The sequence below is a fragment of the Streptomyces sp. NPDC102437 genome, assembly GCF_044765565.1.
In the GTDB taxonomy this organism is placed as follows: Bacteria; Actinomycetota; Actinomycetes; order Streptomycetales; family Streptomycetaceae; genus Streptomyces.
On sequence record NZ_JBIWKI010000011.1, the window covers coordinates 215,287 to 240,396 of the forward strand.

Annotated in this window: 25 protein-coding genes and 3 pseudogenes; 19 read left to right on the plus strand and 9 right to left on the minus strand. The window is 70.4% G+C overall.

Annotated features, from left to right (window positions below; genetic code table 11):
- The first annotated feature begins 69 nt into the window (after nucleotides 1-69).
- The 8 genes from gcvPA (at nucleotide 70) to ACIRJP_RS16835 (ending at nucleotide 8,951) form a co-directional block, all read left to right on the plus strand.
- Nucleotides 70-1,461 carry an aminomethyl-transferring glycine dehydrogenase subunit GcvPA gene (gcvPA, locus tag ACIRJP_RS16800; protein ID WP_404173921.1) on the plus strand — a complete coding sequence of 464 codons (1,392 nt, stop codon included), beginning with the start codon at nucleotides 70-72 and terminating at the stop codon, nucleotides 1,459-1,461.
- Nucleotides 1,458-3,056: an aminomethyl-transferring glycine dehydrogenase subunit GcvPB gene (gene gcvPB / locus ACIRJP_RS16805; protein ID WP_404173924.1), complete on the plus strand. Its 1,599-nt coding sequence runs from the start codon at nucleotides 1,458-1,460 to the stop codon at nucleotides 3,054-3,056. Before gcvPA ends, gcvPB begins: the two co-directional genes overlap by 4 nt.
- Complete coding sequence (locus tag ACIRJP_RS16810; RefSeq protein ID WP_404173927.1) at nucleotides 3,053-4,225, plus strand: ATP-NAD kinase family protein; 1,173 nt, start codon at nucleotides 3,053-3,055, stop codon at nucleotides 4,223-4,225. Before gcvPB ends, ACIRJP_RS16810 begins: the two co-directional genes overlap by 4 nt.
- Nucleotides 4,226-4,285: 60 nt before the next feature.
- Nucleotides 4,286-5,032: an SDR family NAD(P)-dependent oxidoreductase gene (locus ACIRJP_RS16815; RefSeq protein WP_404173930.1), complete on the plus strand. Its 747-nt coding sequence runs from the start codon at nucleotides 4,286-4,288 to the stop codon at nucleotides 5,030-5,032.
- 49 nt (nucleotides 5,033-5,081) lie between these two features.
- Nucleotides 5,082-5,723, plus strand: coding sequence for a GntR family transcriptional regulator (locus tag ACIRJP_RS16820; protein ID WP_404173933.1), 642 nt, complete (start codon nucleotides 5,082-5,084; stop codon nucleotides 5,721-5,723).
- Between the two features lie 98 nt (nucleotides 5,724-5,821).
- Nucleotides 5,822-7,039, plus strand: coding sequence for a DUF4032 domain-containing protein (locus ACIRJP_RS16825; RefSeq protein WP_404173936.1), 1,218 nt, complete (start codon nucleotides 5,822-5,824; stop codon nucleotides 7,037-7,039).
- Between the two features lie 66 nt (nucleotides 7,040-7,105).
- Entirely contained in the window at nucleotides 7,106-7,837 is a 732-nt protein-coding gene (locus ACIRJP_RS16830; RefSeq protein WP_404173939.1) for a lysophospholipid acyltransferase family protein, read from the plus strand.
- A gap of 64 nt (nucleotides 7,838-7,901) precedes the next feature.
- A complete protein-coding gene (locus ACIRJP_RS16835) occupies nucleotides 7,902-8,951 on the plus strand; it encodes an NAD-dependent epimerase/dehydratase family protein (RefSeq protein WP_404173942.1) in 1,050 nt (349 codons plus the stop codon).
- Nucleotides 8,952-8,975: 24 nt separating this feature from the next.
- Here the strand turns inward: ACIRJP_RS16835 and ACIRJP_RS16840 are convergent.
- The 3 genes and pseudogenes from ACIRJP_RS16840 to ACIRJP_RS16850 form a co-directional block, all read right to left on the minus strand.
- Nucleotides 8,976-9,266: pseudogene (locus tag ACIRJP_RS16840) on the minus strand (urease accessory protein UreD); the annotation flags it as partial.
- On the minus strand, nucleotides 9,245-9,541 hold the full coding sequence (locus ACIRJP_RS16845) for an urease subunit gamma (protein WP_404173945.1): 297 nt from the start codon (nucleotides 9,539-9,541) through the stop codon (nucleotides 9,245-9,247). The pseudogene ACIRJP_RS16840 and the gene ACIRJP_RS16845, both read right to left, overlap by 22 nt.
- Nucleotides 9,542-9,783: 242 nt before the next feature.
- Complete coding sequence (locus tag ACIRJP_RS16850) at nucleotides 9,784-10,068, minus strand: type II toxin-antitoxin system Phd/YefM family antitoxin (protein WP_404173948.1); 285 nt, start codon at nucleotides 10,066-10,068, stop codon at nucleotides 9,784-9,786.
- A 792-nt stretch (nucleotides 10,069-10,860) separates the two neighbouring features.
- On the opposite strand from ACIRJP_RS16850, the gene ACIRJP_RS16855 reads away from it, so the two are divergent.
- Complete coding sequence (locus tag ACIRJP_RS16855; protein ID WP_404173951.1) at nucleotides 10,861-12,192, plus strand: phosphoribosyltransferase family protein; 1,332 nt, start codon at nucleotides 10,861-10,863, stop codon at nucleotides 12,190-12,192.
- 307 nt (nucleotides 12,193-12,499) lie between these two features.
- Here ACIRJP_RS16855 and ACIRJP_RS16860 read toward each other — a convergent pair whose 3' ends face one another.
- Nucleotides 12,500-12,727 carry an SHOCT domain-containing protein gene (locus ACIRJP_RS16860; protein WP_404173954.1) on the minus strand — a complete coding sequence of 76 codons (228 nt, stop codon included), beginning with the start codon at nucleotides 12,725-12,727 and terminating at the stop codon, nucleotides 12,500-12,502.
- A gap of 325 nt (nucleotides 12,728-13,052) precedes the next feature.
- On the opposite strand from ACIRJP_RS16860, the gene ppk2 reads away from it, so the two are divergent.
- Nucleotides 13,053-13,874 carry a polyphosphate kinase 2 gene (gene ppk2, locus ACIRJP_RS16865; protein ID WP_404173957.1) on the plus strand — a complete coding sequence of 274 codons (822 nt, stop codon included), beginning with the start codon at nucleotides 13,053-13,055 and terminating at the stop codon, nucleotides 13,872-13,874.
- Nucleotides 13,875-13,892: 18 nt separating this feature from the next.
- Here the strand turns inward: ppk2 and ACIRJP_RS16870 are convergent, their stop codons facing one another.
- Nucleotides 13,893-14,765, minus strand: coding sequence for a universal stress protein (locus ACIRJP_RS16870; protein ID WP_404174068.1), 873 nt, complete (start codon nucleotides 14,763-14,765; stop codon nucleotides 13,893-13,895).
- Nucleotides 14,766-15,027: 262 nt separating this feature from the next.
- Between ACIRJP_RS16870 and ACIRJP_RS16875 the strand changes: the two genes are divergently transcribed.
- From ACIRJP_RS16875 to ACIRJP_RS16905, 7 genes are all read left to right on the plus strand, one after another.
- Nucleotides 15,028-15,489: a Crp/Fnr family transcriptional regulator gene (locus ACIRJP_RS16875; RefSeq protein ID WP_404173960.1), complete on the plus strand. Its 462-nt coding sequence runs from the start codon at nucleotides 15,028-15,030 to the stop codon at nucleotides 15,487-15,489.
- Between the two features lie 47 nt (nucleotides 15,490-15,536).
- Nucleotides 15,537-16,160 carry a CBS domain-containing protein gene (locus ACIRJP_RS16880; protein WP_404173963.1) on the plus strand — a complete coding sequence of 208 codons (624 nt, stop codon included), beginning with the start codon at nucleotides 15,537-15,539 and terminating at the stop codon, nucleotides 16,158-16,160.
- A gap of 204 nt (nucleotides 16,161-16,364) precedes the next feature.
- Nucleotides 16,365-17,039 (plus strand): CBS domain-containing protein, encoded by a 675-nt coding sequence (locus ACIRJP_RS16885; protein ID WP_404173966.1) that lies wholly within the window; start codon nucleotides 16,365-16,367, stop codon nucleotides 17,037-17,039.
- A 57-nt stretch (nucleotides 17,040-17,096) separates the two neighbouring features.
- Nucleotides 17,097-17,789 (plus strand): CBS domain-containing protein, encoded by a 693-nt coding sequence (locus tag ACIRJP_RS16890; RefSeq protein WP_404173969.1) that lies wholly within the window; start codon nucleotides 17,097-17,099, stop codon nucleotides 17,787-17,789.
- 119 nt (nucleotides 17,790-17,908) lie between these two features.
- Nucleotides 17,909-18,052, plus strand: coding sequence for a hypothetical protein (locus tag ACIRJP_RS16895; RefSeq protein ID WP_404173972.1), 144 nt, complete (start codon nucleotides 17,909-17,911; stop codon nucleotides 18,050-18,052).
- Nucleotides 18,053-18,065: 13 nt separating this feature from the next.
- Nucleotides 18,066-18,689 (plus strand): CBS domain-containing protein, encoded by a 624-nt coding sequence (locus ACIRJP_RS16900; protein ID WP_404173975.1) that lies wholly within the window; start codon nucleotides 18,066-18,068, stop codon nucleotides 18,687-18,689.
- A gap of 69 nt (nucleotides 18,690-18,758) precedes the next feature.
- Nucleotides 18,759-19,634, plus strand: a complete 876-nt coding sequence (locus ACIRJP_RS16905) for a universal stress protein (protein ID WP_404173978.1) — start codon at nucleotides 18,759-18,761, stop codon at nucleotides 19,632-19,634.
- Between the two features lie 84 nt (nucleotides 19,635-19,718).
- On the opposite strand, the pseudogene ACIRJP_RS16910 reads toward ACIRJP_RS16905, so the two are convergent.
- From ACIRJP_RS16910 to ACIRJP_RS16920, 3 genes and pseudogenes are all read right to left on the minus strand, one after another.
- Nucleotides 19,719-19,955 (minus strand): annotated as a pseudogene (locus tag ACIRJP_RS16910) (putative PEP-binding protein); the annotation flags it as partial.
- Nucleotides 19,921-22,323, minus strand: coding sequence for a glycoside hydrolase family 65 protein (locus tag ACIRJP_RS16915; protein ID WP_404173981.1), 2,403 nt, complete (start codon nucleotides 22,321-22,323; stop codon nucleotides 19,921-19,923). The pseudogene ACIRJP_RS16910 and the gene ACIRJP_RS16915, both read right to left, overlap by 35 nt.
- Nucleotides 22,320-23,393, minus strand: a complete 1,074-nt coding sequence (locus ACIRJP_RS16920) for an alcohol dehydrogenase catalytic domain-containing protein (RefSeq protein WP_404173984.1) — start codon at nucleotides 23,391-23,393, stop codon at nucleotides 22,320-22,322. Before ACIRJP_RS16920 ends, ACIRJP_RS16915 begins: the two co-directional genes overlap by 4 nt.
- 280 nt (nucleotides 23,394-23,673) lie before the next feature.
- On the opposite strand from ACIRJP_RS16920, the pseudogene ACIRJP_RS16925 reads away from it, so the two are divergent.
- Together ACIRJP_RS16925 and ACIRJP_RS16930 are read left to right on the plus strand one after the other, a co-directional pair.
- Nucleotides 23,674-23,844: pseudogene (locus tag ACIRJP_RS16925) on the plus strand (nitroreductase); the annotation flags it as partial.
- Between the two features lie 17 nt (nucleotides 23,845-23,861).
- Nucleotides 23,862-24,380 (plus strand): universal stress protein, encoded by a 519-nt coding sequence (locus ACIRJP_RS16930; protein ID WP_404173987.1) that lies wholly within the window; start codon nucleotides 23,862-23,864, stop codon nucleotides 24,378-24,380.
- Here the strand turns inward: ACIRJP_RS16930 and ACIRJP_RS16935 are convergent.
- Nucleotides 24,307-24,918, minus strand: a complete 612-nt coding sequence (locus ACIRJP_RS16935; protein WP_404174074.1) for a hypothetical protein — start codon at nucleotides 24,916-24,918, stop codon at nucleotides 24,307-24,309. The two genes, ACIRJP_RS16930 and ACIRJP_RS16935, sit on opposite strands and share 74 nt — an antisense overlap.
- Nucleotides 24,919-25,110 lie beyond the last annotated feature (192 nt).

Sequence of the window (25,110 nt, forward strand, 5' to 3'; positions counted from 1 at the left end):
TACACCCAAAGACTTTTGCTGCTGTGGTCCATGGCCGTCCCCCGAGTCGGCGCACGCGAAAGGCGCGGCATGACGTCACCCCAGGACTCCGTCCACACCTACACCCACCCCTACATCCCGAACGCGGTGCCGGCCGTGCGGCAGGCGATGCTGGAGGAGATCGGCGCCGCGAGCGTCGAGGACTTCTACGCCGACATCCCGGACGGCATCCGGCTGCACCGCCCCCTCGACCTGCCGGAGCCGTTGCGTTCGGAAGCCGAACTCACACGCCACATGGAGGAGTTGCTCGGCCGCAACACCTCGACGCGGCAGGCGCTCAGCTTCCTCGGCTCCGGCTGCTACCAGCACCACGTACCGGCGGTCGTGGACGAGGTGGTCAACCGCAGCGAGTTCCTCACGGCGTACGCGGGCGAGCCCTACGAGGACCACGGCCGCTTCCAGGCGCTGTGGGAGTACCAGTCGATGATGGCCGAGCTGCTCGACGTCGAGATCGTCAACGTCCCGGTGTACGACGGCTTCCAGGCCTCGGGGACAGCCCTGCGCATGGCCGGGCGGATCACCGGCCGCCGACGGCTGATCGTCGCCACCGCGATCGACGCCGACAAGCTCTCCCGCATCCGTGACTACGTACGCCCCGACCACGACGTGACGGTGGTCCCGGTCGACCCGGCCACCGGCCGCGCCGACCTCGAAGCGGTGCGCGAGGCGCTCGGCGCGGGCGATACCGCGGCGGTGTACGCGGACACACCCTCCGCGCTCGGAATCGTCGACGAGGCGCTCCCTCGCCTAGCCGAACTCGCCCATGCGGCGGGTGCGTTGTACGTCGTGGGATGCAATCCGCTCACGCTCGGCGTGCTCGCGCCGCCCTCCGCGTACGGCGCCGACATCGCGTGCGGCGACATCCAGCCGCTGGGCCTGCACCAGAGCTTCGGCGGCGCGAACGCCGGTTTCATCGCCACCCGCGACGAGGAGAGGCTGGTCGCCGAGTATCCGTCACGGCTGTTCGGCCTGGTGCCGACGAGCGTCGAGGGCGAGTACGGCTTCGGTGACGTCGCCTACGAACGGACCTCGTTCGCACTGCGCGAGGAGGGCAAGGAGTGGGTCGGCACGGCCGCCGCGCTGCACGGCATCGGTGCCGGGGTCTATCTCGCACTGATGGGACCGCAGGGCATGCGGGAGATCGGCGAGACGATCCTCGCCCTGACCGCGTACGCCCGCAGGAGCCTCGCCGAGGTGCCCGGCATCGCGATTCCGTACGGCGACGCCCTGCACTTCGCCGACTTCACCGTCCGCTACACGGGCGGCCGGAGCGCCGCCGAGATCCGCGCAGAACTCAAGGAACGGGGCATCTTCGGCGGCACCCCGACCGGCACGCACGAGGCCGCGTTCTGCGTCACCGAAGTCCACACCAGGTCCGACATCGACCGGCTCGCCGCGACCCTGAAGGAGATCGTCAAGTGACCGCCTCGCACGCGCCCGTGTCCGTCTCCCCCGAGGAGGCGCGCATCGCCGGCAAGCCCCGGCTGCGCCGGTTCCAGCAGGCGTCCTGGGACGAGAAACTGATCTTCGAGCTGGGTTCGCCGGGCGAGCGGGGCGTCCTCGTCCCGGCCGCCGACCCGTCCCTCGGCGTGCCCGCGATTCCCGCCGCGCTGCGCCGCGCCGAGCCGCCCGCCCTGCCGGAGATGTCCCAACAGCAGGTCCTGCGCCATTACTTGCGCCTTTCGCAGGAGAACCTCGGCGCCGATCTCAACATCGACGTCGGCCAGGGCACCTGCACCATGAAGTACAGCCCCAAGGTCAACGACCAGTTCGTCCGCGACCCCCGGATCGCAGCGCTGCACCCGCTCCAGGAAGAGGACACGGTCCAGGGCGTCCTCGGGATCATCCACGGCCTGGAGCAGCTGCTGAAGGAGATCTCCGGCATGGACCGGGTCTCGCTGCAGCCCGGTGCGGGCTCCGCCGCCATCTACACCAACGTCGCCATGATCCGCGCCTACTTCGCCGCGCGCGGCGAGCTGGACCAGCGCGACGAGGTCATCACGACGATCTTCTCCCACCCGTCCAACGCGGCCTGCGCGAAGACCGCCGGTTTCAAGGTCATCACGCTGCATCCGGATGCCGACGGCTACCCCGACATCGAGGCGCTCCGGGCGGCGGTCGGCCCGCGCACGGCGGCGCTCCTGATCACCAACCCCGAGGACACCGGGATCTACAACCCGCGCATCGAGGAGTTCGTGCGTATCGTGCACGAGGCGGGCGGCCTGTGCTCGTACGACCAGGCCAATGCCAACGGCATCCTCGGCATCACCCGCGCCCGGGACGCGGGCTTCGACCTGTGCCACTTCAACCTGCACAAGACGTTCTCGACCCCGCACGCCTGCGGCGGACCGGCGGCGGGCGCCTGCGCGGTCACCGAGGAGCTCGCCCCGTATCTCCCGAGTCCGACCGTCGAGTTGGACCCGGAGAGGGGTACGTACCGGCTGGACGAAGACCGGCCCGGGTCGGTGGGCAAGATGCGGCCGTTCTACGGCGTCGTGCCGAATCTGGTCCGCGCCTACGCCTGGATCATGTCGCTCGGGGCGGAGGGTCTGCGGGCCGCCGCCGAGACGGCAGTCCTCAACAACAACTACCTGCTCCACAAGGTCCGGCAGATCCGGGGCGTCTGCGTGCCGTACGCGGCCGGGCGCCCGCGCGTCGAACAGGTCCGCTACAGCTGGGAGAAACTCCACCAGGACACCGGGCTGCACTCCGAGGACATCGGCCTGCGCGCCGCGGACTTCGGCACGCACTACTGGACCAGCCATCACCCGTACGTGGTCCCGGAGCCCATGACGCTGGAGCCGACCGAGTCGTACACGCGCGCCGACCTCGACGAGTACGCGGCGATCCTCACGGAGATCGCCCGCGAGGCGTACGAGGACCCGGAGACCGTACGTACGGCACCGCACCGTTCGACCATCCACCGGGTACGTCCGGAGGCCCTGGACGACCCCGCGGTCTGGGCGGTCTCCTGGCGCGCGTACTGCCGCAAGGTGCTCGGTGAGGCCGACCGGTGACGAGGGTCGGCCTGGTGGTCAACCCGGTCGCCGGACTCGGCGGCCGGGTGGGCCTGGGCGGCACCGACGGCCCTGACCGGGCCCGCACGGCGCTGTCGTTGGGCGCACGCCCGCTGGCGGGGGCACGGGCGGCCGCGGCCCTGGGCGAACTGGCGGCGCGTACGGGCGAGTCGGCCCGGGGCAGGCTCCTCGTCGTCACCGCCGCGGGGCGCCTGGGCGCCGACGCCGTCGCCGCCGCGGGGCTCACGGAACGGATCGTGTACGCCGCCGGGGCCGGCCGCGACACCTCGGCCGCGGACACGGCCGCCGCGGTGCGGGCGGTCGTCGCAGAGAGCGTCGACCTGCTGCTCTTCGCCGGCGGCGACGGCACCGCGCGGGACGTGCTCGGCGCCCTCGGCCCTTCCGGCGTCCTCGGCTCCCCCGGCTACGTACCCTGCCCGGTTCTCGGCGTACCGACCGGCGTCAAGATGCACTCGGCCGTCTTCGCCGTCAGCCCGCGGGCCGCGGGCGAGGTCGCGGGGGCGTGGCTGGCCCGCGCGGGCGGTGTCCGGCTGCGGGACGCCGAGGTGATGGACCGCGACGAGGAAGCCCTGGCCGAGGGGCGCGTCACCTCCCGACTGTTCGGCTGGCTGCCCGTCCCCGACGTGCCGGTCCGCGTGCAGCAGCGCAAGACCGGCAGCACCGCCGCCTCGCCCGGGGCGGTCGGCGGGATCGCGGCCGAGGTCGCCGGGCGGGTCGGGGAAGGGCTGCTCGCGATCGGCCCCGGCAGCACCACCCGGGCGGTGGCGGCGGCGCTCGGCGCGGACGTCTCGCTCACCGGCGTCGACGCGCTCGCCCTGCGGCCGGGCCACCCGCCCCGCATCGTGGCCCGCGACGCCGGGGAGGACACCCTCCTGGCACTCGGCCCCGCATGGATCGCTCTCTCGCCCATCGGCGGCCAGGGGTTCCTCCTCGGCCGCGGCAACCAGCAGATCTCGCCGCGCGTGCTGCGCGCGACTGGCGGCCGCGAGCGCCTGCTCGTGCTGTGCACGGAAGCCAAACTGGCCGCGCTCGGCGGCCGCCCGCTACTCCTGGACACCGGCGACGACGCGCTCGACGCGGAGCTGTCCGGCCACCTTCCCGTCATCACCGGCAGGCGGCGCACCTCGCTGTACCGCCTGGCCATGTGACCGCGTAACCCCGGCACCCCGACATCCCGACATCCCGACCCAGGACACAAGGAGCCCAGGATGATCTCCCTCGAAGGCAAGCGCGCGATCGTCACCGGCGGCGGAGCCGGCATCGGCCGCGCCACCGCCCAGGTCCTCGCGGAACTCGGCGCCCGCGTGGTGATCGCCGACATCGACACGGAGGGCGGCGAGCACACCGCGAAGGACACCGGAGGAACCTTCGTACACTGCGACGTGTCTCGGCGCGAGGACTGCGAGGCCGTCGTGCACACGGCACAGGAACGGTTCGGCGGCGTGGACGTCCTCTTCAACAACGCCGGCATCATCCGCCGCTCCACGGTCTGCGAGATCACCGAGGACGACTGGGACCTGGTGATGGCCGTGAACATCCGCTCGGTGATGCTGATGAGCCGGCTGGTGATCCCGGGGATGGCGGCCCAGGGCGGCGGCTCCATCGTCAACACCGGCTCCGGATGGGGCATCCGCGGCGGCGGCCGGGCCGTCTCGTACTGCGCGTCGAAGGGCGCCGTCGTCAACATGACCCGCGCCATGGCCATCGACCACGGCCCCGACAACATCCGCGTCAACTGTGTCTGCCCGGGCGACACGGCGACCGGGATGCTCGCCGAGGAGGCCCGCCAGCTCGGCGAGAGCTCCGACGCGTTCTACGCCGACGCCGCCGACCGGCCGCTCGGCCGGATCGGGCAGCCCCGCGACATCGCGCAGACCGTGGCGTTCCTCGCCTCCGACGCCTCGGCGTTCCTGAGCGGGGCGGTCATCCCCGTCGACGGCGCCGGTACCGCGTGACCCGCCGGTAGCGGATAATCGACCGGACCGAAGGGGAGGGCAGCCTCACATGCCAATCGAAAACCGCCCGCTGCGCGAACAGGTCAAGGAGGAACTGATCAAGCGCCTCGGGCGCGGCACGATCGCGACCAACTCGCCGATCAACGAGGGGCAGCTCGCCACCGAGCTCGGCGTCAGCCGTACTCCGCTGCGCGAGGCACTGATCACGCTGGAGCGTGAGGGCGTCATCACCAGCGAGCGCGGCAAGGGGTTCCGCTTCACGCCGCTCAGCGCGCAGGAGTTCCGCGATCTGTCCGCGATCGTCGCGACGCTGGAGGCGCTCGCTCTGGAGTCAAGCGATCCGGAGCATCTGGCGGCGACGGCCCCCCGCCTCCTGGAGGAGGCCCGCGCGTTCTCGGCCCCGCAGGCACCGCACGACGTCATAGAGCGTTACGACGACGCGTGGCACGACCTGCTGCTGTCCGGCTGCACCAACGACCGGCTGATGAAGCTGATCACCTCCCTGAAGGTGACGATGCACCGCTACGAGCGGGTCGCCCTGGGCGACCAGGACATCCTGGAGCGCTCGGCGCAGGAGCACGAGCGGATCGCCGAGTGCCTGCAACGCGGTGACCTGGACGCGGCCGTCGTGGCACTCAAGGAGAACTGGAACAGCGGGATGCACCGGATCCTGGAGCATCTGACGGACTGAGGCGCGTGGCGGCGGTGCGGACCCGGGTCTTGACCCGCACCGCCCCTTCGGGATCCGATCACGGTCGACCCGTCGCACGACCCAGGGACCGTGACCGCATGACTCTGCAGATCAGCGCCACCAACCCCGAACACCCGGCCCTCCTGCTCGAACTGCCCTGGCACATCCCCCTGGAGCAGTGGCCCGACGAGTACCTCGTGCCGCTCCCCCGCGGCATCTCCCGGCACGTCGTGCGCTACGCGCGAGCGGGCGAGGAGACCGTGGCCGTGAAGGAGCTCGCCGAACGGCCGGCGCTGCGCGAGTACGAACTCCTGCGTACGCTCGACCGGCTCGGGATACCCGCCGTCGACCCGCTCGCCGTGGTCACCGGCCGGACCGGAGCCGACGGCTCCCCCCTGGAACCCGTCCTGATCACCCGCCACCTGGGCGGTTCGCTGCCCTACCGCTCGATGTTCGAGACGACCATGCGCCCCGGCACGGTGCACCGCCTCATGGACGCCCTCGCCGTCCTGCTCGTACGGCTGCATCTGACAGGGTTCGCCTGGGGGGACTGCTCACTGTCCAACACCCTGTTCCGGCGGGACGCGGGCGCGTACGCCGCCTACCTCGTGGACGCCGAGACCGGTGAGCTGCACCCCCGGCTCAGCGACGGGCAGCGCGGGTACGACATCGAGCTCGCCCGGGTCAATATCAGCGGCGAGATGCTCGATCTGGAGGCGTCGGGCGCACTGCATCCGTCCATCGACCCGATCGCGTTCGGCCTGGAGATCGAGGAGCGCTACCAGGCGCTGTGGACGGAGCTGACGCGTACGTCCGTCTACCCGGCGGGCAAGCACCACTACATGGAGCGCCGCATCCGCCGCCTCAACGACCTGGGCTTCGACGTCGCCGAGATGCAGATATCGCACTCGGACCAGGGGAACACGGTCACGTTCGTGCCCAAGGTCGTGGACGCCGGCCACCATCAGCGCCAACTCCTGCGGCTCACCGGGATGGACGCGGAGGAGAACCAGGCACGCCGGCTCCTGAACGACCTGGAGAGCTGGATGGCCACCCAGGACGACTACGCGCCCGGCGACCGGCACGGCGCCCGCACCGAGGTGCTGGCCCATCGCTGGGTCCGGGAGATCTTCCGGCCCACCGTGCGCGCGGCACGCGACCATGCGCCCGCCCGGATGGACTCGGCCGAGCTCTACCACGAGCTCCTCGAACATCGCTGGCACCTCTCCGAGCAGGCCCAGCACGACATCGGACTCGACGCGGCGGTCCAGGACTACGTCAGGAAGACGGTTACAGGGGGCGACAGCTGCACATAGGCTGCCCACCTTGAGATGTGCGCTGGCGAGCCAGGCATCCGGACGAGAGGAACGAGGAGCCGCCCCGTGTTCTACCAGGTGCTCAAATACGTCATCATCGGGCCGCTCCTGCGATTGTTCTTCCGCCCGAGGATCGAGGGCCTGGAGCACATCCCCGAGGAGGGTGCGGCGATCGTCGCCGGGAACCATCTGTCGTTCTCGGACCACTTCCTGATGCCCGCGATCCTCAAGCGGCGCATCACGTTCCTCGCCAAGGCCGAGTACTTCACCGGGCCGGGAGTGAAGGGGCGGCTGACCGCCGCCTTCTTCCGGGGCATCGGGCAGATCCCGGTCGACCGTTCCGGCAAGGAGGCCGGGCAGGCGGCGATCCGGGAAGGGCTCGGGGTACTGAGCCGGGGCGAACTCCTCGGGATCTACCCGGAGGGCACCCGCTCGCACGACGGCCGGCTCTACAAGGGCAAGGTGGGCGTGGCCGTCATGGCGATCACAGCGCAGGTGCCCGTGGTGCCGTGCGCGATGGTGGGCACGTTCGAGATCCAGCCGCCGGGACAGACCGTCCCGCACATCAAGCGCGTCACCATCCGCTTCGGGGAGCCGCTGGACTTCTCCCGCTACGCCGGGATGGAGAACCAGAAGGCCGCGGTCCGGGCCGTCACCGACGAGATCATGTACGCGATCCTGGGGCTCTCGGGTCAGGAGTACGTGGACGAGTACGCGGTCAAGGTGAAGGCGGCGCAGGCCGAACAGGCGGGGCAGTCGAAGAAGTTCCCGAAGAAGTTCCCGAAACTGCGACGCTGACGGCGGATCCGCGCTCGGTGAACGCCGCCGGGATCGGTGACCGCCCGGCCCTAGCGTGGCACCCATGAGCAAGGGACACGCATGGGTACTGGGCGCGACGGGGCAGATCGGACGAGTGGCGGTGCGGTCACTCGTCGAGGACGGCTGGGAGGTGACGGCCGCCTCGCTCGGCGGCGGCCGGGATCCGCGGTGGGACGCGGCGGTGCGCACGATCGCCCTGGACCGGAATACCGAAGGAGCGCTCGCGGCGGCGCTGGGCGACGGCTGCGACGTGCTGGTCGACATGGTGGCGTACGACGCGGGGCACGCCCGTCAGCTGACCGGCCTCGCGGACCGCATCGGTTCGGCGGTGGTCGTCTCCAGCGGTGCGGTGTACGAGGACCACCGGGGCCGCAGCTTCGACACGCAGGGAGAGCCCGACGGGGCGCCGCGTTATCCGGTGCCGATCCCGGAGTCGCAGCGCACCGTGCCGGCCGGCGACACGACGTACGGGACGCGGAAGATACAGCTGGAGCAGGATCTGCTGGCGGCCGGGGACGCGTTGCCGGTGACGCTGCTGCGGGCCGGGGCGATCCACGGGACGCACTGCCGATCGCCACGTGAGCTGTATTTCGTGAAGCGGCTCCTGGACGGCCGCGACCGGCGGGTGCTCGCCTTCGGCGGGGAGTCCCGCTTCCACCCGGTCCACGCTTCCAACCTGGCCGAGCTGATCCGGCTCGCCGCCCTACGGCCCGGTTCGCGGGTGCTGAACGCAGGTGATCCGCAGGCTCCGACGGTCGCGGAGATCGGCGAGGCCGTCGACGCGGTGCTCGGCCGCCGGGCCGAGACCGTGCTCATGGCCGGCCCGTTCGGGGAGGACCTTGTCGGCGCGACGCCCTGGAGCAGCGCCCATCCCATCGTGTACGACATGACGGCCGCCGAACGTGAGCTGGGGTACCGGCCGGTCACCGGCTATGTGGAGTCGCTGCCGGAGACGGTGGATTGGCTCGCGGCACGGCTGGCGGGCCAGGACTGGACGGAGGCCTTCCCGGCCATGCTGCGGACGTACGGGAAGAAGCTCTTCGACTACACGGCGGAGGACGCCTGGCTGTCGGCGTACGACCGGAAGGGGTGAGACGGGGCCTCGGCGGTCACCCACGAGGGCGTCGAGCAGATCGTTCAGCGCGTCGTCCAGGACTCCGCGCAGCAGGCGCGCGTCGGGGGCGACGGCGGTGACCAGCACGGCCGGGCCGGCGAGCGGGGAGCGGACGGCGGTGTTCCCCGGCATTCGCGCATCGGGGCACCGCCACCGCTCCTCGAACACCGGGTCCGCGACGAGGAGTTGACCGACGACCCGGTGGCCGCCCAGGACCGCGGCGCCGTCCCAGCCGCCGGGTGCGCCCGGCCCGTGGGCCGTCTGCTGGTCGATCAGCGGCCGGCCCGCGCGGTGACCGAGCTTGGTGCGTCCGGGAAGGTGGCCTCGACCCGGACGTCGAGGATCGTCTCGGGCACCCCGTCCATGACGTCGTCGTGGCCCAGCACCGTACGGCCCGACACCATGAGCTCGGAGACCGTACGGCCGTCGCGGGCGCCCTCCAGCAGGTGGACGGTGATCAGCGCGATTGCCTCGGGGTGGTTGAGCCGCAGTCCGCGCGCCCGGCGCTGCCGCGCCACGTCGGCGACATGGACGAGCAGGCGTTCCTGTTCGTGCGGGGTCAGTCGCATGGCTCCACCTCACGGTCCGGTGCCCAGTACTCCCTGGGCGCGGCGAGGCGTCGGCCGCGAACCGCCGACTCACGCGAAACGGCGCACGTCAGGACCGGAGTTTTCCTGCGCGTTGAATCCGGCGCGACATTGCCGGCACATCGATTCCGGCGCGCAAATTCCCGTGCGTCAGCGGTCTTCGGCGGCCCCATGGGCATCGGGCCGCGCAGGCCGTTCGCCCGCGCGGACCGCGCGGGCGGGGCTCAGCTGCCCGGCTCGCCCTGCTGCCGGTGCTCCGCCGCGATACCGAACCGCCGCCGTCCGCCGGGAGCGGACACCGCGGAGTCGAGCGAGGAGACCGAACTGATCACCTGCTCCTCGACGGCTGCCCCGCCCTTCTCCAGTCGCTCCAGGTCAGCGGCCGAGACAAGCGCCACCAGCGGCTTGCCGTGGCGCGTCACGACCACGCGCTCACCGCCGTAGACGACGCGGTTGATCAGTTCGGCGAGTTCAGCCCGGGCTTGCGTCACCGGAATCTCGTAGGCCATGCTCCCTAGCCTATTCAATGTCCACCTGGTCCGCCGTGGTCCGTAGCGGCAGCGATTGTCCAGGTCAGAGGCTCTCGCGCGCTCCCGTACGCTCTCGTCTGGGAGAAATGTGTGAGACGGAGAGTTCTCTGCTCGCACTTGAATCCTGGCGGGTCTCAGCGGGGATCGACGCCTCATATGACGCGATCGGGCTGGTGCAGCCAGACGTCCTGGCCGGGAGAGCTCACGGCCAGGACGAAGGCGTCGGCAGGCGACCACCGAGACCGGCATACCGCGCGCACAGCCTCGGTCTGGTCCCACGTCAAGGCCCGCAGGGCCCACGAAGGGGGTGACAGCCGCAGCACCGGGGCCAGGGGGAAGCACTGCCCGGCGTCAAGCGACGCGAGGCCTCAGACGGTACGGACCGGGACGGCAGCAGCGAACGCGCAGGCCATCGAGCATGTGCTGGATGTGGGTCGCGGTTGGGGCGGCTGTCATCAGGCGCCGGACCGGCAGCAGAGGGCGCCATCGGGGTCGCGGATGGTGAACGCGCCGTCCGGGGCGCCGGCATCGAGCATGACTCCGAAGGCCGCATTGGAGGTGATCTCCACGCCTGCCGAGGTGATCGCCCCTGTCAGGTCCCGTCGAGCACTGAACCAGGAAGGCCAATGGGATAACCATCAGGCCCGCAAACGTCGCGGCGACGGCCTCACGCGTACCCGGCCGCGTAACAAGCACCAGCGAAGGGGCGAGGATGGAGGTACGGGGCGTACGCGTTACCCACGTGCTTCTCCAGGATGAGGAGGTCGGATCGTGTTCTTCCTGGATCGTCGTGATGCCGGCCGGCAACTGGCCGCCCGGCTGGCTTACCTCAAGGGGACCGAGGTGCTGGTGCTCGGCCTGCCCCGTGGAGGGGTTCCGGTCGCCGCGGAGGTCGCCGAGGCACTGGGCACTCCGCTGGATGTCTGCCTGGTGCGAAAGCTGGGCGTGCCCTTCCAGCCGGAGCTGGGAATGGGAGCGATCGGTGAGGGCGGGATACGCGTGATCAACGATGATGTGGTCCGCACGGCGCACATCACCCCGGATGAGCTGGCTCGGGTTGAGGCCCGTGAACGGGAGGTGCTGGAGAGCCGTGCCCGGCGGTACCGGGGCGGGCGGGAACCGATCGGGCTGGAAGGCCGTACGGTGCTGATGATCGATGACGGGGTGGCCACGGGGTCCACGGCGCGCGCGGCCTGCCGGGTCGCCCGCGCCCGCGGGGCTGCACGGATCGTGCTCGCCGTTCCGGTGGCACCTCACGACTGGACCGCACGGCTCGGCAAGGAGGCCGACGAGCTGATATGCCTGCACACCGCGCGGGACTTCTTCGCGGTCGGACAGTTCTACACAATCGACTTCTCCCAGACCGACGACGATGAGGTTGTCGCCTGTCTGGAAGCGGCGGCCGCCCGCCTGGTGAGCAACCACCGGACCGGGTCGTGTGACGCCGTGCGCGAGGATCTGGAGGTGGAGGTGCGGGCTGGTGCGGTGGTGCTGCGCGGGCAGTTGACGGTGCCCAAGGATGCGAGCGGGGTCGTGGTGTTCGCGCACGGCAGTGGCAGCAGTCGGCACAGCCCTCGCAATCGGTTCGTGGCCGCCGGACTGAATCGGGCCGGGCTGGCCACCCTGCTGTTCGACCTCCTCACCGAGGAGGAAGAGACCGACCGGGCCAACGTGTTCGACACCGGACTGCTGGCCCGGCGGCTGGCGGACACCACCGGCTGGTTGACAGGACAGCCGGAGACCGAAGGGTTCGCTGTCGGGTATTTCGGCGCCAGCACCGGCGCGGCAGCCGCGTTGTGGGCAGCCGCCGAGCCGCGTGCGCGGATCGCCGCGGTCGTCTCGCGGGGCGGCAGGCCCGACCTGGCGGGGCCACGACTGCCGTCGGTGACGGCGCCGACGCTGCTGATCGTCGGGGGTGACGACCAGCTGGTGCTCGACTTCAATCGCCAGGCTCAAACGCGGTTGCGCTGCGAGAACCGCCTCGCGATCGTCCCCGGCGCCACCCACCTCTTCGAGGAACCCGGTGCCCTGGAGAACGTCACCGATCTGGCCCGTGACTGGTTCGCCGACCATATGACCCCCGTTTCTCATACGGCGGGCTGAGACTGAACGCGTGCCCAGGTCACAGGCGGTGCTCAGGCGGGAGGAGGGGCATGTGCGGCCCGAGTGCGGTCAGTCGGTGCAGCGAAGGCAGACGGGAGCTGGGAGGCCGTGCCCGGGGGCCCGCCCCGAAAGCCGTCCGGATTCGGCGGCAGCGGCCGGTCGCAGGTGGCAGCGGCGCCGGCCCGAGCGCTGGGCAATGGCTGCGGCCGCAGGCGCAACCATGTGGGCGGCTTCAGTACTGCGGCCACATCGATGGCCACTGTGTGCTGGTTCTCAAATGTCCGGCAGCAGTGCGCGGCGGTCCGGATTACCGCTGTTCACGCAGCAGCATGAGGCGCCGTTTGTACTCGTCCTCGTCGATCTCCCCGCGGGCGAACCGCTCTGCGAGCAGGTCTTCGGCTCGTCGGTTTCCCCACGCTGCCTCGCCGGAGGACGGGCCGGGCTGGTGACCGCGGCGGGTGTTGGTGAGGTAGTGGACCAGGGCAACAATCCCGACGATCAGCAGCGCCAGGAACACAACCATGATCATGGTCATGAGGAACCATCCACTCCAGCCGCCGTTGTACCACATCACACCAATCGCCTTCTTTCGGACGGTGAACCGTGGACAGTTCCAGAGTGGCGTTGCATGGCCTTGATGACGAGAGGAAACATGGCCCCTGTCAGGGACCGGATGGTCCGTACGGATCTGTGCGCGGGCGGCCGCTGACCAAATCCACTCAAGACGCTGAGCCACGGGGATGGGACGGGCTCATCGGCCGGTCCGACTCACTTGAACGCGTCGTCCGGGATCCACGCGGCGGAGCCCGTTCGGCGCTGACACTTGACTTCGGGCATGGTTCTCTCCGTAACGTCGCCCCATGTCGGACGAGAAGAAGCCGAGCACGCCCGGAAAGCTGCCGCGCTCGCTGTACGAGCGTGAGCTGTACCGGCTCCAGACCGAGCTGGTGAAGCTCCAGGAGTGGGTGCGCGCCGAAGGCGCACGGCTCGTCGTGGTGTTCGAGGGTCGTGACGCGGCAGGCAAGGGCAGCACGATCAAGCGCGTCACCGAGCATCTCAACCCCCGGGTGGCACGTATCGTCGCGCTGCCGCGGCCCACCGAGCGCGAGCGCGGCCAGTGGTACTTCCAGCGTTACGTCGAGCACCTTCCGGCCCCGGGGGAAGTGGTCCTGCTCGACCGGAGCTGGTACAACCGCGCCGGCGTCGAGCGCGTCATGGGTTTCTGCACCATGGAGGAACACCAGCGGTTCCTCAGGCAGTGCCCGGTGTTCGAGCGGATGCTGGTGGAGGACGGCATCCTGTTGCGCAAGTACTGGTTCTCGGTCAGCGACGCGGTACAGGAGGAGCGGTTCCGGCGCAGGCTGCAGGACCCCACCCGCCGGTGGAAACTCTCGCCGATGGATCTGGAGTCGATCACCCGCTGGGAGGCCTATTCGCGGGCGAAGGACGAGATGTTCGTCCACACCGACATCTCGGAGGCCCCGTGGTACGTCGTCGAGAGCGACGACAAGCGCAGGGCCAGACTGAACATGATCTCCCACCTCCTGTCGACCGTGCCGTACGAGACGGTCGATCCGCCGGTGATCGAACTCCCCCCGCGGCCTCCGTCCACGGGATACCAGCGACCGCCGAGAGACCTTCAGACGTACGTCCCCGACCACGCGTCGCGGCTCGGGAAGTGAGGCGGGAGCACAACGCGATCAGGCCGCGAGGGGTACGACGGCCACCGGGCAGTCGGCGTGGTGGAGCAGGGCATGGGCGACGCGGCCGAGTCGGGCTCCGAGGTGGCCCCGGCGGCGATGTGCTCCGACGACCACCAGGTCCGCGGCGGCCGAGCGGCGCACCAGTACCTTTGCGGCCGTTCCCTCGACCGCTGCCGGGTGCAGCCGAACGGTCGGGTCTTCGCGTACGGTCTCCGCCACCGCTTCCTCGATCAGGGTCGTCGCACATTCCTTGTGGTACAGGTGCTCACTGGCAGTACGCCGGGGGTCGGCACGGTTGTGCCCGGGACACCGCCAGGCACATACGGCATCCAGTTCGCAGTCCCTCGCCCCGGCCTCGCGGAAGGCGAACCGGACCGCCGCCGATCCCTGCTCCGGATCGCCGACACCCAGGAGGATCCGCCCGTGCCCGCCTTCGATTCCGGCCCTCTCACCGCGCACGACGATGACGGGACACGGGGCCCGCGCGGCCAGGGCCAGGCTGACCGAGCCGAGCAGAAGTCCGGTCAGCGCGCCACGGCCTCGCTCTCCCGTGATCAGCGCCTCGGCATCGCGCCCCTCCCGCAACAGCGCGATCACCGCGCCCTCGGGCGTCACCTCGGCCGCGACATCCACATCCGGGCGACGGCAGCGGACCCGCTCAGCAGCGAATTCGAGGATGCGGCCGGCGAGTACCTGTTCCGGAGGGCGGCCCAGGGCGAGTGCGAGTGCGGCCCCCTCGTACTGCTCCCACCCGGACGTGTACACCAGCCGCAGGGGCAGCCCTCGCAGGGCCGCCTCGTCGACGGCCCAGTCGAGCGCCCTCAGACTGCTCTCCGATCCGTCCACACCCGAGACCAGGGGCAGCTTCATCATCCCCGCCGCCTTCCGTTCACCCGATGGCGAGAAAGCGTCTGTTCTCACGGTCGCACCGGAGCAGGCCGACAGTGAGGGCCGATTCGGCCCGGACGGGGAGCGTTCGGCCCTCTCATGGTCCGGCTGGGCGGCATCGCGCGACGTGCGCAAGGCGGCGGTGGAGGGACCGGGCGGGCCGGCGGCAGGGGCCGGACGGCCCATGCCCGTGAACCGGCCGCCCTGCGATGCTGAGGGCGAGGACCGACGGAGGAGGCCACCCATGAGCGGTTCTCCGACTCGTATCACCGCGGCCCTGCCCGCCCGGTACCGTGCCCTGTTGATGACGATCGGGCGGGAGGTCAATTTCGCCCAGGGCGCCCGCCTCTTCGACGAAGGGAACCACGCGGACCGCTTCTGGATCCTGCGCTCGGGCACCGTCACGCTGGACATCCGCGTACCCGGCAGTGCCCCGGTGGTCATCGAAAGTCTCGGACCGGGCGAGCTGGTCGGCTGGTCCTGGCTGTTCAAGCCCTACATCTGGCGCCTCGGGGCGGAGGCGATGACGCCCGTGCGTACCCATGAATTCGACGCGGAGACCGTACTCATGGCGATGGACGCGGATCCCGCCTTCGGTTCGGTCGTCGGCCACTGGGTCGGACAGGTCCTCGCCGACCGCTTGCAGGCCACCCGGATCCGTCTGCTCGATCTCTACGCCCCTCGTGGCACCGGCCGGTCCATATGAGCACGCCGTCGCGCCGCCGCCTGTCAGTCACACCGGAGGAGCAACCCATGGCTGCATCCCCGTACACCGTGAGCGACGTCATGACCCACACGGCCGTGGCCATCGGCCGCGAGGCCTCGTACAAAGAGATCGTCGAGCTGATGCATCAATGGCGGGTCAGCGCCGTGCCGGTCCTCGAAGGCGAGGGCCGCGTCGTCGGGGTCGTCTCCGAGGCGGACCTGCTGCCGAAGGAGGAGTTCCGGCAGGACGAACCGAAGCTGCCCGGCCAGTTGGAGGAGGCTTCGAAGGCCGACGCCGTACTTGCCGAGGAGCTGATGTCGGCTCCGGCCATCACCGTCCACCCCGGCGCCACGCTCGGCGAAGCCGCTCGCATCATGGCGCGCAAGCGCGTGAAACGACTACCCGTCGTGAACGATCTCGGCATGCTGGAAGGCGTCGTGAGCCGCAGCGACCTCCTGAAGGTGTTCCTGCGCCCGGACGAGGAGATCGACGAGGAGGTCCGGTCCGCCGTGATCGCCGGTCTGTCCCCTCCGGACCGGGTGGACCTCACCGTGCTGGACGGTGTCGTCACCGTTCGAGGGCCTCTGCGGGACCGTGCACTGGTACCCCTTCTGGCCCGTGCCATTCGCGCGGTCGAAGGCGTGGTGGACGTACGCGTGGAACTCGACTGAGGCCACGACGGGACGGACGCCTCCTTCGAGGGCTCACTGCCGCCGGCTCCCGAGAGGACCGAACACCCGAACCTGATCCGCCCGGTCCCTGGCACGCCCCGTTCGGCCCTCCTGCTCCCCATGCGGCCCGAAGGATCGTGGTCAGTGGACAGCCGCCCGGATCGCGGCCGGGCGGATCTCTGCGAGACGGCAGGGGGTGCCGCCATGAAGCACATCAGAGTAGGGGACCTGATGACCGACGATGTCGTCTCGGTCGTCTCTCTCACCTCCTTCAAGGAGGTCGCGAAGCTGCTCGCCCAGCACGACATCAGCGGACTGCCCGTGCTCGACGACGAGGACCGGGTGGTCGGTGTCGTCTCCGAGAGCGATCTGCTGGGCCGGCAGGCGGCTGGGCATTCTGATGCCGGTGCCACGGACCTGTCCGGACCGGAACTCACCACTGCCGACGTCATGTCGACGCCGGCGGTGACCGTCCACGCGCAGGAGAGCGCGCCGGAGGCCGCCCGGCTGATGACACGCAGTGGCGTGGAGAGGCTTCCGGTCGTGGACGACGAGGACCGGCTCGTCGGCATCGTCACCCGCCGGGACCTGCTGCGTCTGTTCCTCCGGCCCGACGCGGAGATACGACGACGCGTCATCCACGACGTGCTGGAGAGCACCTTGGGTCTCGCCCCCGACGCGGTCACCGTCCACGTCGTGGACGGTGTCGTCACCCTGGAGGGCCGGCTGGAGAGCCGTGGCCGGCTCGCGATCCTGGTCCACCTCGTCGAACAGCTCGACGGGGTGGTCGCGGTCGTGAATCGTACGACCGCCCCCGGGGACGGTCCCGTACCCGCTTCCCTCCAGGGGGGCGCACATGGTCCGTCCGACGAGCGGTGAAGCCGCGGCTGCCATCGCCACCCACGGCACGCTCCTGCACGAAAGGGAAATCGGATCATGATGCACCGCACTGTCGCAGAAGTCATGACCCGGGACGTCGCCACGGCCAGCCCCGAGGCATCGCTCAAGACGGTCGCCTGGAGCCTTGCCTACAACGATGTCTCGGCCCTGCCCGTCGTGGACACCCGCCACCGTCCCATCGGCATCGTCTCGGAGGCCGATCTGCTCCGCAGGCAGGCAGGTCTGCCGGAAGCGGAGGGCGGTGACCAGCTACGTGGCACGGCGGCCGTCGACCACCGCGCCATGGACGCCCGCACCGCCGCTGATCTCATGTCCACTCCCGTTCTGACGGCCCGGCCCTCGTGGGGCATCGTCGAGACGGCGCGCTTTCTGACCGAGCGGGGCGTCAAACGTCTTCCGGTGATCGATGACACCGGCACGCTCGTGGGCATCGTCAGCCGCTCGGATCTGCTGCGCCCCATGCTCCGCCGCGACGACGCGATACACGAAGAGATCGTCGACGAGGTACTGGGCCGGACGCTCCGGCTGACTCCTGGCGGCGTGACGGTCACCGTTCAGGAAGGAGTCGTCACCCTGAGCGGCACGGTGGAGGAACGCTCGGCCATTGCCGCTCTTGAGCTCCTGTGCCTCTGCGTCGACGGTGTCGTCAGTGTCGACCAGTCCCTCGCGTACGCCGTGGACGATCTGCGGCCGGCTCACGAATCCGAGCCTGCAGCCGACAGCACCTGAGCGTTCACGCCGGGGCAGCGGGGACGAGCAGTCCCCCGGCGGACCCCGGGTGGTCCTACCGGTGTACGTCGACGATGCCGACACTCGGAGGTACCGGGCTTCGTATTCCTGGAGGAACCATGGAACATCTGCGTACCGTCGACGACGTGATGACTCACGCCGTCGTCACGGTCAGCCGCAGAGCGCCGTTCAAGGACGTGTCGCACGCACGGTGCCGGGAGTCGTGGACGTCTCGGCGGTTCGAGTCCGAAGCTCCCGCGTGAGTGGAGGACGACGATGAGGCATCGCAGCGTCGGCGATCTCATGACACCGACGGCCGTCAGCGTCCAGCGCGGCACCACGTTCAAGGAGATCGCCCGGATACTCGACGAGTTCGGCATCACCGCCGTGCCCGTCCTGGACGAGAACGGGTGTCCTGTGGGTGTCGTTTCCGAGGCCGACCTGCTCCGACGGCACGACACCGGGAACACCGCCGCCGATCTCATGAGTCATCCGGCGATCACCGCGGCTCCCGGGTGGAGCGTTGTCCGGGCCGCCCGTGTCATGGAGAAGCACCAGATCAAGAGACTCCCTGTCATCGACAGCGCAGGCCGGCTGATCGGGGTCCTGAGCCGCAGCGACCTCCTGCAACTCTTCCTGCGCAGGGACCACGCCATTCAGGAGGAGATCCTCGAAGACGTCCTGACGCACACGCTCCGGCTCAGTCCCTCTTGCCTGACCGTCGAGGTCGCCGACGGTGTCGTGACCCTCAGCGGCACCGTGCCCCGGCACAGCCTCGTCGCCGTCGTCCTGCGTCTGTGCCGGAGCGTCGACGGAGTCGTGGACGTGGTCGGCCGGCTCGACTACGAGCAGGACGACCTGTCCGACGACCCAGGCATGGACACCCGGCAGCCGCCGTGAGGGGCCCGAGCCGCCGACGCGTACGCGAATTCCTCACCGCCCGAAGAAGCCCTGCCTGAGGAGGACATCATGAATCGGCGTATCGTCGTCGGCCTCGACGGTTCCGCAGAGAGTGTCGCGGCGGCGCACTGGGCCGCGCGGGAAGCCCTCCTTCGCGGTGCGCCGCTCCATCTCGTCCATGCCGAACTGTGGTCTGCGCCCCACGTCGGTCCGTCGACCGGTTCCGAAGAACGCCGCCGAGCGGCTTGGACCCTCCTGCGTGAAGCTTCCGACGAACTGTCGGGGGCGCACCCTCGGCTGGACATCAGTACCGAATCGTTCGACGGACAACCGGCTGCCTCACTGGCCCGTGCCGCAGCGGGCGCGAGCATGCTGGTGCTCGGCTCCCGAGGACTGGGCACGCTCAGGGGTTTCGTTCTCGGTTCCATCGGCATGGCCGTCATCCACGGCGTGGAGCAGCCCGTCGTCCTGGTACGCGCGAGCGAGGACGCGCTGCCGCACGCCCAGGGGCGGCACCTGAACCGCGACGTGGTCGTCGGCGTCGACACCGCTCGGCCGTGCGACGCCCTGCTCTCCTTCGCGTTCGACGAGGCGTCGCGCCGGGCCTGCACGCTCCGTGCGCTGCACACCTGGATGCTGCCCCCTCTGGCCGGGTACGGAGCCGCGTACAGCCGTGAAGCCAACACCCGGATCGCCGAGACCGAGCGAACCGGCCTGGACGACATGCTGCGGCCCTGGCGGGACATGTACCCGGCTGTCGACCTCGACGCGCGGGCGACGCTCGGCCCCGCCTCCGAGCAACTCCTGGAAGCAGGTTCCGGAGCGGGTCTGATGGTCGTCGGCCGTCGCATCCGCCGGTCGCCGGTCGGCAGGCACATCGGCCCGATCGCCCACGCGGTCCTCCATCACTCCACCGCACCCGTCGCCGTCATCGCTCACGAATGACGATGTCGTACTGCCGGATCCCGGCCGGTACCGGCCGGCCATCGGTTCGCGGGTCCTGTTCGGGGCCGCCCCATGCTGTTTGACCGAGGCAAAGCTGTCCGGCGCCACCGAGATCGAGTCGATGCCGGTCCTCACCAGGAATTCGGTGAAGGCGGGGTCGTCGCTGGGGCGCTGGCCGCAGAGGCCTACCGAGCGATCGGCGGAATGGGCGCGCAGTACGAGCAGCCAAATGCTCTGCGTGACCTCAGGGTCGCGTTCCGGCCCACCGCGCCGGTCCGGCGAGGAGTCAGGGCGTGGGCAGGCGGAACCAGTGCTGCTCACCTGCGGCCACGGTCACCAGCCGCTCGCCGGGCAGGCACACGGTCAGCGGGGAGGCCAGTCGCGAGCGGGGCACGCGGATCCCCAGTCGACCCGGCAGGAGCCGGACCCGGATGCCCCGGTGTCCGCGGTAACAGAACGTGAACATGCAGCGCGGGACCTTCCTGAGCGGAATGGGGTCGACGCGGAGCCCGTCCGGGCCGGCTTCCAGCCCTGCGACGCCCCGTTCGACGAGATCGAGGGTGCCGGCCATGGCACCGAGGTGGATGCCCTCGCCGGTGGTGCCGCCCTGGACATCCGCCACATCGCTGAGCAGGGCTTCCTCGCAGTACCGCCAGGCGTCCGGGCCTTGCTCCCGCGCGAGCACCCAGCCGTGCACCAGGCTGCTCAGGGTCGAACCATGGCTGGTGCGCTCCAGGTAGTAGCCGATCGTCGCGCGCCACACTTCGTCGTCGAGCCGGTACCCGAGACGGTCGAACAGGGACCGCAGCTCGGCAGGGCGGAAGAGATAGCCGAGCATGAGTGTGTCGGCCTGCTTGGATGCCTGATAGCGATTGACCGAGTCCCCCTCGGACTCCAGGATCCGGTCGAGCCGACGGATGTCGCGGTAGCGGGAGCGGTAGGCGTCCCAGTCCAGTTCGGCCAGCTCGCCATAGCCCTCGAACTGGCTGATCACACCGCCGTGGAACGGCACGTACAGCCGACGGGAGATGTCCTCCCAGCGGCTCAGCGTCCCGTCGTCCAGACCGAGTCGCTCGGCCAGCTCCCGTCGACGGGCCTCGGGGAGCCCGCCGAACACCTCCAGTGCGCGTGCGAGCACCCAGGCCGCGCTCACGTTGGTGTACGCGTTGTCGTCGATCCCGGGAGCAGTGGCGCCGGGGTAGGCGTCGTGGTATTCGTCCGGGCCCACCACACCGCGGATGCGGTAGCGCTCATGACCGGGGTCGTAGGTGGCCGAAGCGCCCCAGTAGCCGGCGATGTCGAGCAACAGCTCCGCCCCCGGTCCCTGGACGAATCCGGTGTCGCCGGTGCTCTGCCCGTACCGCCACACGTTCCAGGCGATGGCCGATCCGACGTGGTGCTGCAGGTGCGAGTGGTCGGGCAGCCAGCGGCCCGAGCGGGGGTTGAGGTGCAGCGTCTGTGTCTCTTCGGCGCCCGAACCACCGCTCTGCCAGGGGAACATCGCCCCGCGCAGACCCGCCCGGCGAGCCGCGCTGCGGGCCGCCGGCAGACGACGGTGGCGGTACATGAGAAGGCCCCGCGCCACTTCCGGGAAGTGCAGGGTGATGCAGGGCAGCACGAACAACTCGTCCCAGAAGACATGCCCTCGGTACGCCTCGCCGTGCAGTCCCCTGGCAGGCACTCCGACGTCCAGCTCGGCCGTGTGCGGGGACAGCGTCTGCAGGACGTGGAAGAGGTGGAGCCGAAGGATGCGCCCCGCTTCGCCGGGCACCGTCAACTCGCCCTGGCTCCACAGGCGCTCCCAGGCCGCCCGGTGGGAGGCCAGCAGCACCTCGAAGGACGCCGACTGCGACGCGTGCTCGACGGCGAGCTGCAGCGGGTCGCCCGAAGGGCGGTCCAGCGATGTGTACAGCGCCGCGCACTTCACCACGGCGGCGGAATGCCCGCGGGAGACCGGCAGCCTGAAGCTGTGGACCGTTCCGGTCCCGGTGCAGCTCGATGCCACCGCCACCAGGGGCCGCGACGACGTACGCACGGCGACGGCGATCCGGATCCGGGACGAACGGGTCCGGCAGGAGAGCCAGGCCACGCCGTCCGCTCCGGCTCCGGCCCGGTGACCGGTGAGATGGCGTCCGTCCAGCCCCCGGTACCGCTCGACACCGCAGTTGGTGACGTCACCGTCGATGACGGACTCGACCTCGACGGCCCCGCTCCAGCCGTACCCGTGAAAGGTGGTTCTCTGGACGGCGAGGTACGGGTCCCCCATGTGGACGAGTCTCGCGTGGGTGACACCGAGTCGGCGACCGTGCCCGTCCTGGAAGAAAAGATGGCGGGTGAGGACACCGCCTCGCAGATCGAGCGAGACCTTGTGGCGCCGCAGGCTCGGGGCATCGGTGGTGAGCCAGTCCCCCGCCGGCCCGTCGTCCGGCAGGCAGCGGTAGCGCAGGCGTGTCCAGTCGGGCAGGTCGACCATGTCCTCGTTGCCGACCCGTTCTCCCGCGATCTCCGAGAAGAGGCGGTCGTAGCACCCGGCCGCGTAGGTGCCGGGATAGTGGACCGCGTCGGCACACGACTCGGGCGCGGAGCCCCTGGTGGCGAATCTGCCGTTGCCGAGCGTGCACAGGGCTTCGACCGTCCGCTCCGTCTTGGGGTCGTAACCGTTGAAGTCCCAGGTGGCCAGTGTGCTCATGGCTGAGCCGGGGCGATGATCTCGTTGTACTGCGGTCCTCCCAGTGTCACCTTGAGCGCACCGGTGTCCGCGGCACGGGAGAACACGTCATATGCCTCCTCCATCTGCCCGAGCTCGAAACGGTGGGTGATCAGCGAGGACGAAGGCAGCCGTCCGGCGGCCAGCAGACCCAGCAGCATGGGCGTGGAGTACGTGTCGACCAGCCCCGTGGTGATGGTGATGTCCCTGCTCCACAGATCTTCGAGGTGGAGCGTCGCCGGCCTCCCGTGGACGCCGATGTTCGCGACGCGGCCTCCCGGCCGGACCATGCGGGTGCACATCTCGAAGGCTTCGGGCACGCCGACGGCTTCGATGACGACATCGGCGCCGAGACCGTCGGTGAGGTCGTCGACGAGTTGCCCGGGTTCCTCGGCCGCGCCCGCCGTCGCATCCGCGCCCAGCAAGCGCGCGGCGGCCAGCCGGGACCCGGCGAGGTCGACGGCGATGATTCGCCCGGGGCTGTAGAGGCGGGCGCCGACGATGGCGGCGAGCCCGATGGGGCCCGCACCGACCACGACGACGGTGTCGCCGGGCCGTACTCCGCCGTTCAGCACCCCGACCTCGTAGGCGGTCGGGAAGATGTCGGCGAGCAGCACACCGTCATGGCTGTCGACAGCGGCCTGCAAAGGGTGCACGGACAAGTCGGCAAAAGGTACCCGTACGTATTCGGCCTGGGTGCCGTCGATCGTGTGGCCGAGCACCCAGCCACCCCCGCCGCGGCACTGCCCGTAGCGGCCCTCACGGCAGAAGCGGCACCGGCCGCACGCGGATATGCACGAGATCAGGACCCGGTCACCGGGCCGGACCGTACGGACGTCGGTCCCTGCCTCGACCACTGTGCCGACGGCTTCGTGCCCCAGCACCCGGCCGGGGGCCACCTCGGGCACGTCGCCCTTGATGATGTGCAGGTCGGTCCCGCAGATGGTGACGACATCGACGCGGATCACCGCGTCGGCGGCGTCCTTGACCACGGGGTCCGGAACGTCCTGCCACGCGATCTGTCCCGGGCCCTGGAAAACGAGTGCCTTCACGATGCCGCCCCTCTTGCTGTGCCCCGGTGAGGTTCTCCCTCAGGCTGACCTGGCGCGGGCCCGCTCCACATGGGCCGGTCGGTCCCCACCATGACCTTTCCGGCCCCTGCCACCCCGGCTGGGGCATGTGATGGTGAAGACGCTGCCTCCACCGAGGAAGAGGTCGGCGATGTCCGAGGCAGAACCGGACCCCGATCCACCTGGAGACCGTACTCGGGCTGATCCGCGGCGCCGAGGGGAACGACCGAGGTGATCCGGCGCGGGAGGCGGAGCAGCAGCCCGGCCTCAGCCGGCTCTGCTGAGCGCTCCGGGCGACCGCCCGGCGGACTGGCTGCGTGCCGGGCAGGCCCTGGAGCGGGTTCTGCTCACTGCCACGCTCCATCATGTGTCCACGTCGTTCGCGACTCAGCCCCTCGAATGGCCGGATCTGCGCCGGGTCCTGCGCGACCCGGTTTTCGGCACGAAGGCATGCGTCCCACCTTCGACACCGGGCGTCCGGCCGAGCAGGTCCTCGCCGAGCATCTCGTCGCGTCCGCGCAGAAACGTGTACATCGCCTCCACGCAGAGAGGCGGGTAGTTGCCGACGTACAGCCCGAGGATCCGGTGCACGCGCTGGTGCGCGAGAGCCATGAGGCGGCCCTGGTCGCCCTCGGCTCGCGTGGGCGCGGCCGGATCGTCGGCATGCTCCTGGGTTCCGTGAGTCTCGCCGTCGCGGGCCGGTCCCACGTGGCCCCTCGCGGTCGCGTACACGATCCGCAGTGGCTGGCTAGGCGCAGCTGCCTCGCCGCGGCCCACCGCACCGCCCGCGTCGCATGGTCGGAGCCATCGGTGCCGACCCCGACCGGTCCCCGCGTGGTCACGCTCGATCGCGTGCTGTCCATGGTCCCTCCTCGGAGTCACGCGTGCCGATCCGCTAGCGTTCTCGGAACTGCTCGGAAAGCTCGGCTTCCACCTTGTCCCATTCCTTCTCCCACCCTCTGCACCTGATGGTGTCCACCAACTTCGTGAAGACCGTCCACACTGCGACGAACACTCCCGTCGCCAGTGCGAACGTCACCGCTGCCGTCATCCATGCGGACGCGACGGCCTCTCCGGGTGTGGCGGGTCCCCGGCTGGTGGCCTCACCTTGAGCGGTGGTCCAGATGGGGACCTCGGTCCCGGCCGGGCTGCCGGCCCAGACGCTGACCACCGCCGTCCGCCCCCGGCCGTCGGGCTGTGTCCACCTGACTGCGGCGCGCACCAGCGACCGCGCTCTGGCATCCACAGCGGGGCCGCCGGCGTCGGAGACGAGCCGGGCCTCGACTCTCGTCGTGTCGGAGAGGGCCGCGGCACGACGGGTCTCCGCATCGTGCACCGCATGGCCCGTGGCGGCCGATGCGAGGGGTGCCGCCAGCAGGAAGACCAGAACAAGGATCACCCTGCCCCAGCGCTGAATCCGGTCCGAGGCGCGGACCGGCAGCCCTGGGGTTCCGGACCCGCCGGGTCCCCGGCCGGCTCCGGACCCAGGGGGCACGCGTTCAGTCATGATCCGGCCTCATTCCCCTGCTCCACCGCCCCTTGCCCGCGGCGCGTGGCGAAGCCCGCCGGCCGGAGCGGATGCCACCATCCTGTGCGCCTCGTGCGGCCCGCAGCATGGGCTGGGCGGGTCGGGGAACCAGGCCGGTCGGCCCAAGCGCCGGGCGGCCCCGGCACCACACGATGGAACGGAATCGGCTGC

Coding starts and splice junctions, on each gene's coding strand:
- ACIRJP_RS16880 (WP_404173963.1), top strand. CDS start 15,537: ATGGCTGCATCCCCGTACACCGTGAGCGACGTCATGACCCACACGGCC.
- ACIRJP_RS16825 (WP_404173936.1), top strand. CDS start 5,822: ATGACTCTGCAGATCAGCGCCACCAACCCCGAACACCCGGCCCTCCTG.
- ACIRJP_RS16815 (WP_404173930.1), top strand. CDS start 4,286: ATGATCTCCCTCGAAGGCAAGCGCGCGATCGTCACCGGCGGCGGAGCC.
- ACIRJP_RS16835 (WP_404173942.1), top strand. CDS start 7,902: ATGAGCAAGGGACACGCATGGGTACTGGGCGCGACGGGGCAGATCGGA.
- ACIRJP_RS16850 (WP_404173948.1), bottom strand. CDS start 10,068: ATGGCCTACGAGATTCCGGTGACGCAAGCCCGGGCTGAACTCGCCGAA.
- gcvPA (WP_404173921.1), top strand. CDS start 70: ATGACGTCACCCCAGGACTCCGTCCACACCTACACCCACCCCTACATC.
- ACIRJP_RS16885 (WP_404173966.1), top strand. CDS start 16,365: ATGAAGCACATCAGAGTAGGGGACCTGATGACCGACGATGTCGTCTCG.
- ACIRJP_RS16935 (WP_404174074.1), bottom strand. CDS start 24,918: ATGACTGAACGCGTGCCCCCTGGGTCCGGAGCCGGCCGGGGACCCGGC.
- ACIRJP_RS16820 (WP_404173933.1), top strand. CDS start 5,082: ATGCCAATCGAAAACCGCCCGCTGCGCGAACAGGTCAAGGAGGAACTG.
- ACIRJP_RS16870 (WP_404174068.1), bottom strand. CDS start 14,765: ATGAAGCTGCCCCTGGTCTCGGGTGTGGACGGATCGGAGAGCAGTCTG.
- ACIRJP_RS16905 (WP_404173978.1), top strand. CDS start 18,759: ATGAATCGGCGTATCGTCGTCGGCCTCGACGGTTCCGCAGAGAGTGTC.
- ACIRJP_RS16915 (WP_404173981.1), bottom strand. CDS start 22,323: ATGAGCACACTGGCCACCTGGGACTTCAACGGTTACGACCCCAAGACG.
- ppk2 (WP_404173957.1), top strand. CDS start 13,053: ATGTCGGACGAGAAGAAGCCGAGCACGCCCGGAAAGCTGCCGCGCTCG.
- ACIRJP_RS16890 (WP_404173969.1), top strand. CDS start 17,097: ATGATGCACCGCACTGTCGCAGAAGTCATGACCCGGGACGTCGCCACG.
- ACIRJP_RS16900 (WP_404173975.1), top strand. CDS start 18,066: ATGAGGCATCGCAGCGTCGGCGATCTCATGACACCGACGGCCGTCAGC.
- ACIRJP_RS16845 (WP_404173945.1), bottom strand. CDS start 9,541: ATGCGACTGACCCCGCACGAACAGGAACGCCTGCTCGTCCATGTCGCC.
- ACIRJP_RS16875 (WP_404173960.1), top strand. CDS start 15,028: ATGAGCGGTTCTCCGACTCGTATCACCGCGGCCCTGCCCGCCCGGTAC.
- ACIRJP_RS16930 (WP_404173987.1), top strand. CDS start 23,862: ATGCGTCCCACCTTCGACACCGGGCGTCCGGCCGAGCAGGTCCTCGCC.
- ACIRJP_RS16860 (WP_404173954.1), bottom strand. CDS start 12,727: ATGACCATGATCATGGTTGTGTTCCTGGCGCTGCTGATCGTCGGGATT.
- ACIRJP_RS16895 (WP_404173972.1), top strand. CDS start 17,909: ATGGAACATCTGCGTACCGTCGACGACGTGATGACTCACGCCGTCGTC.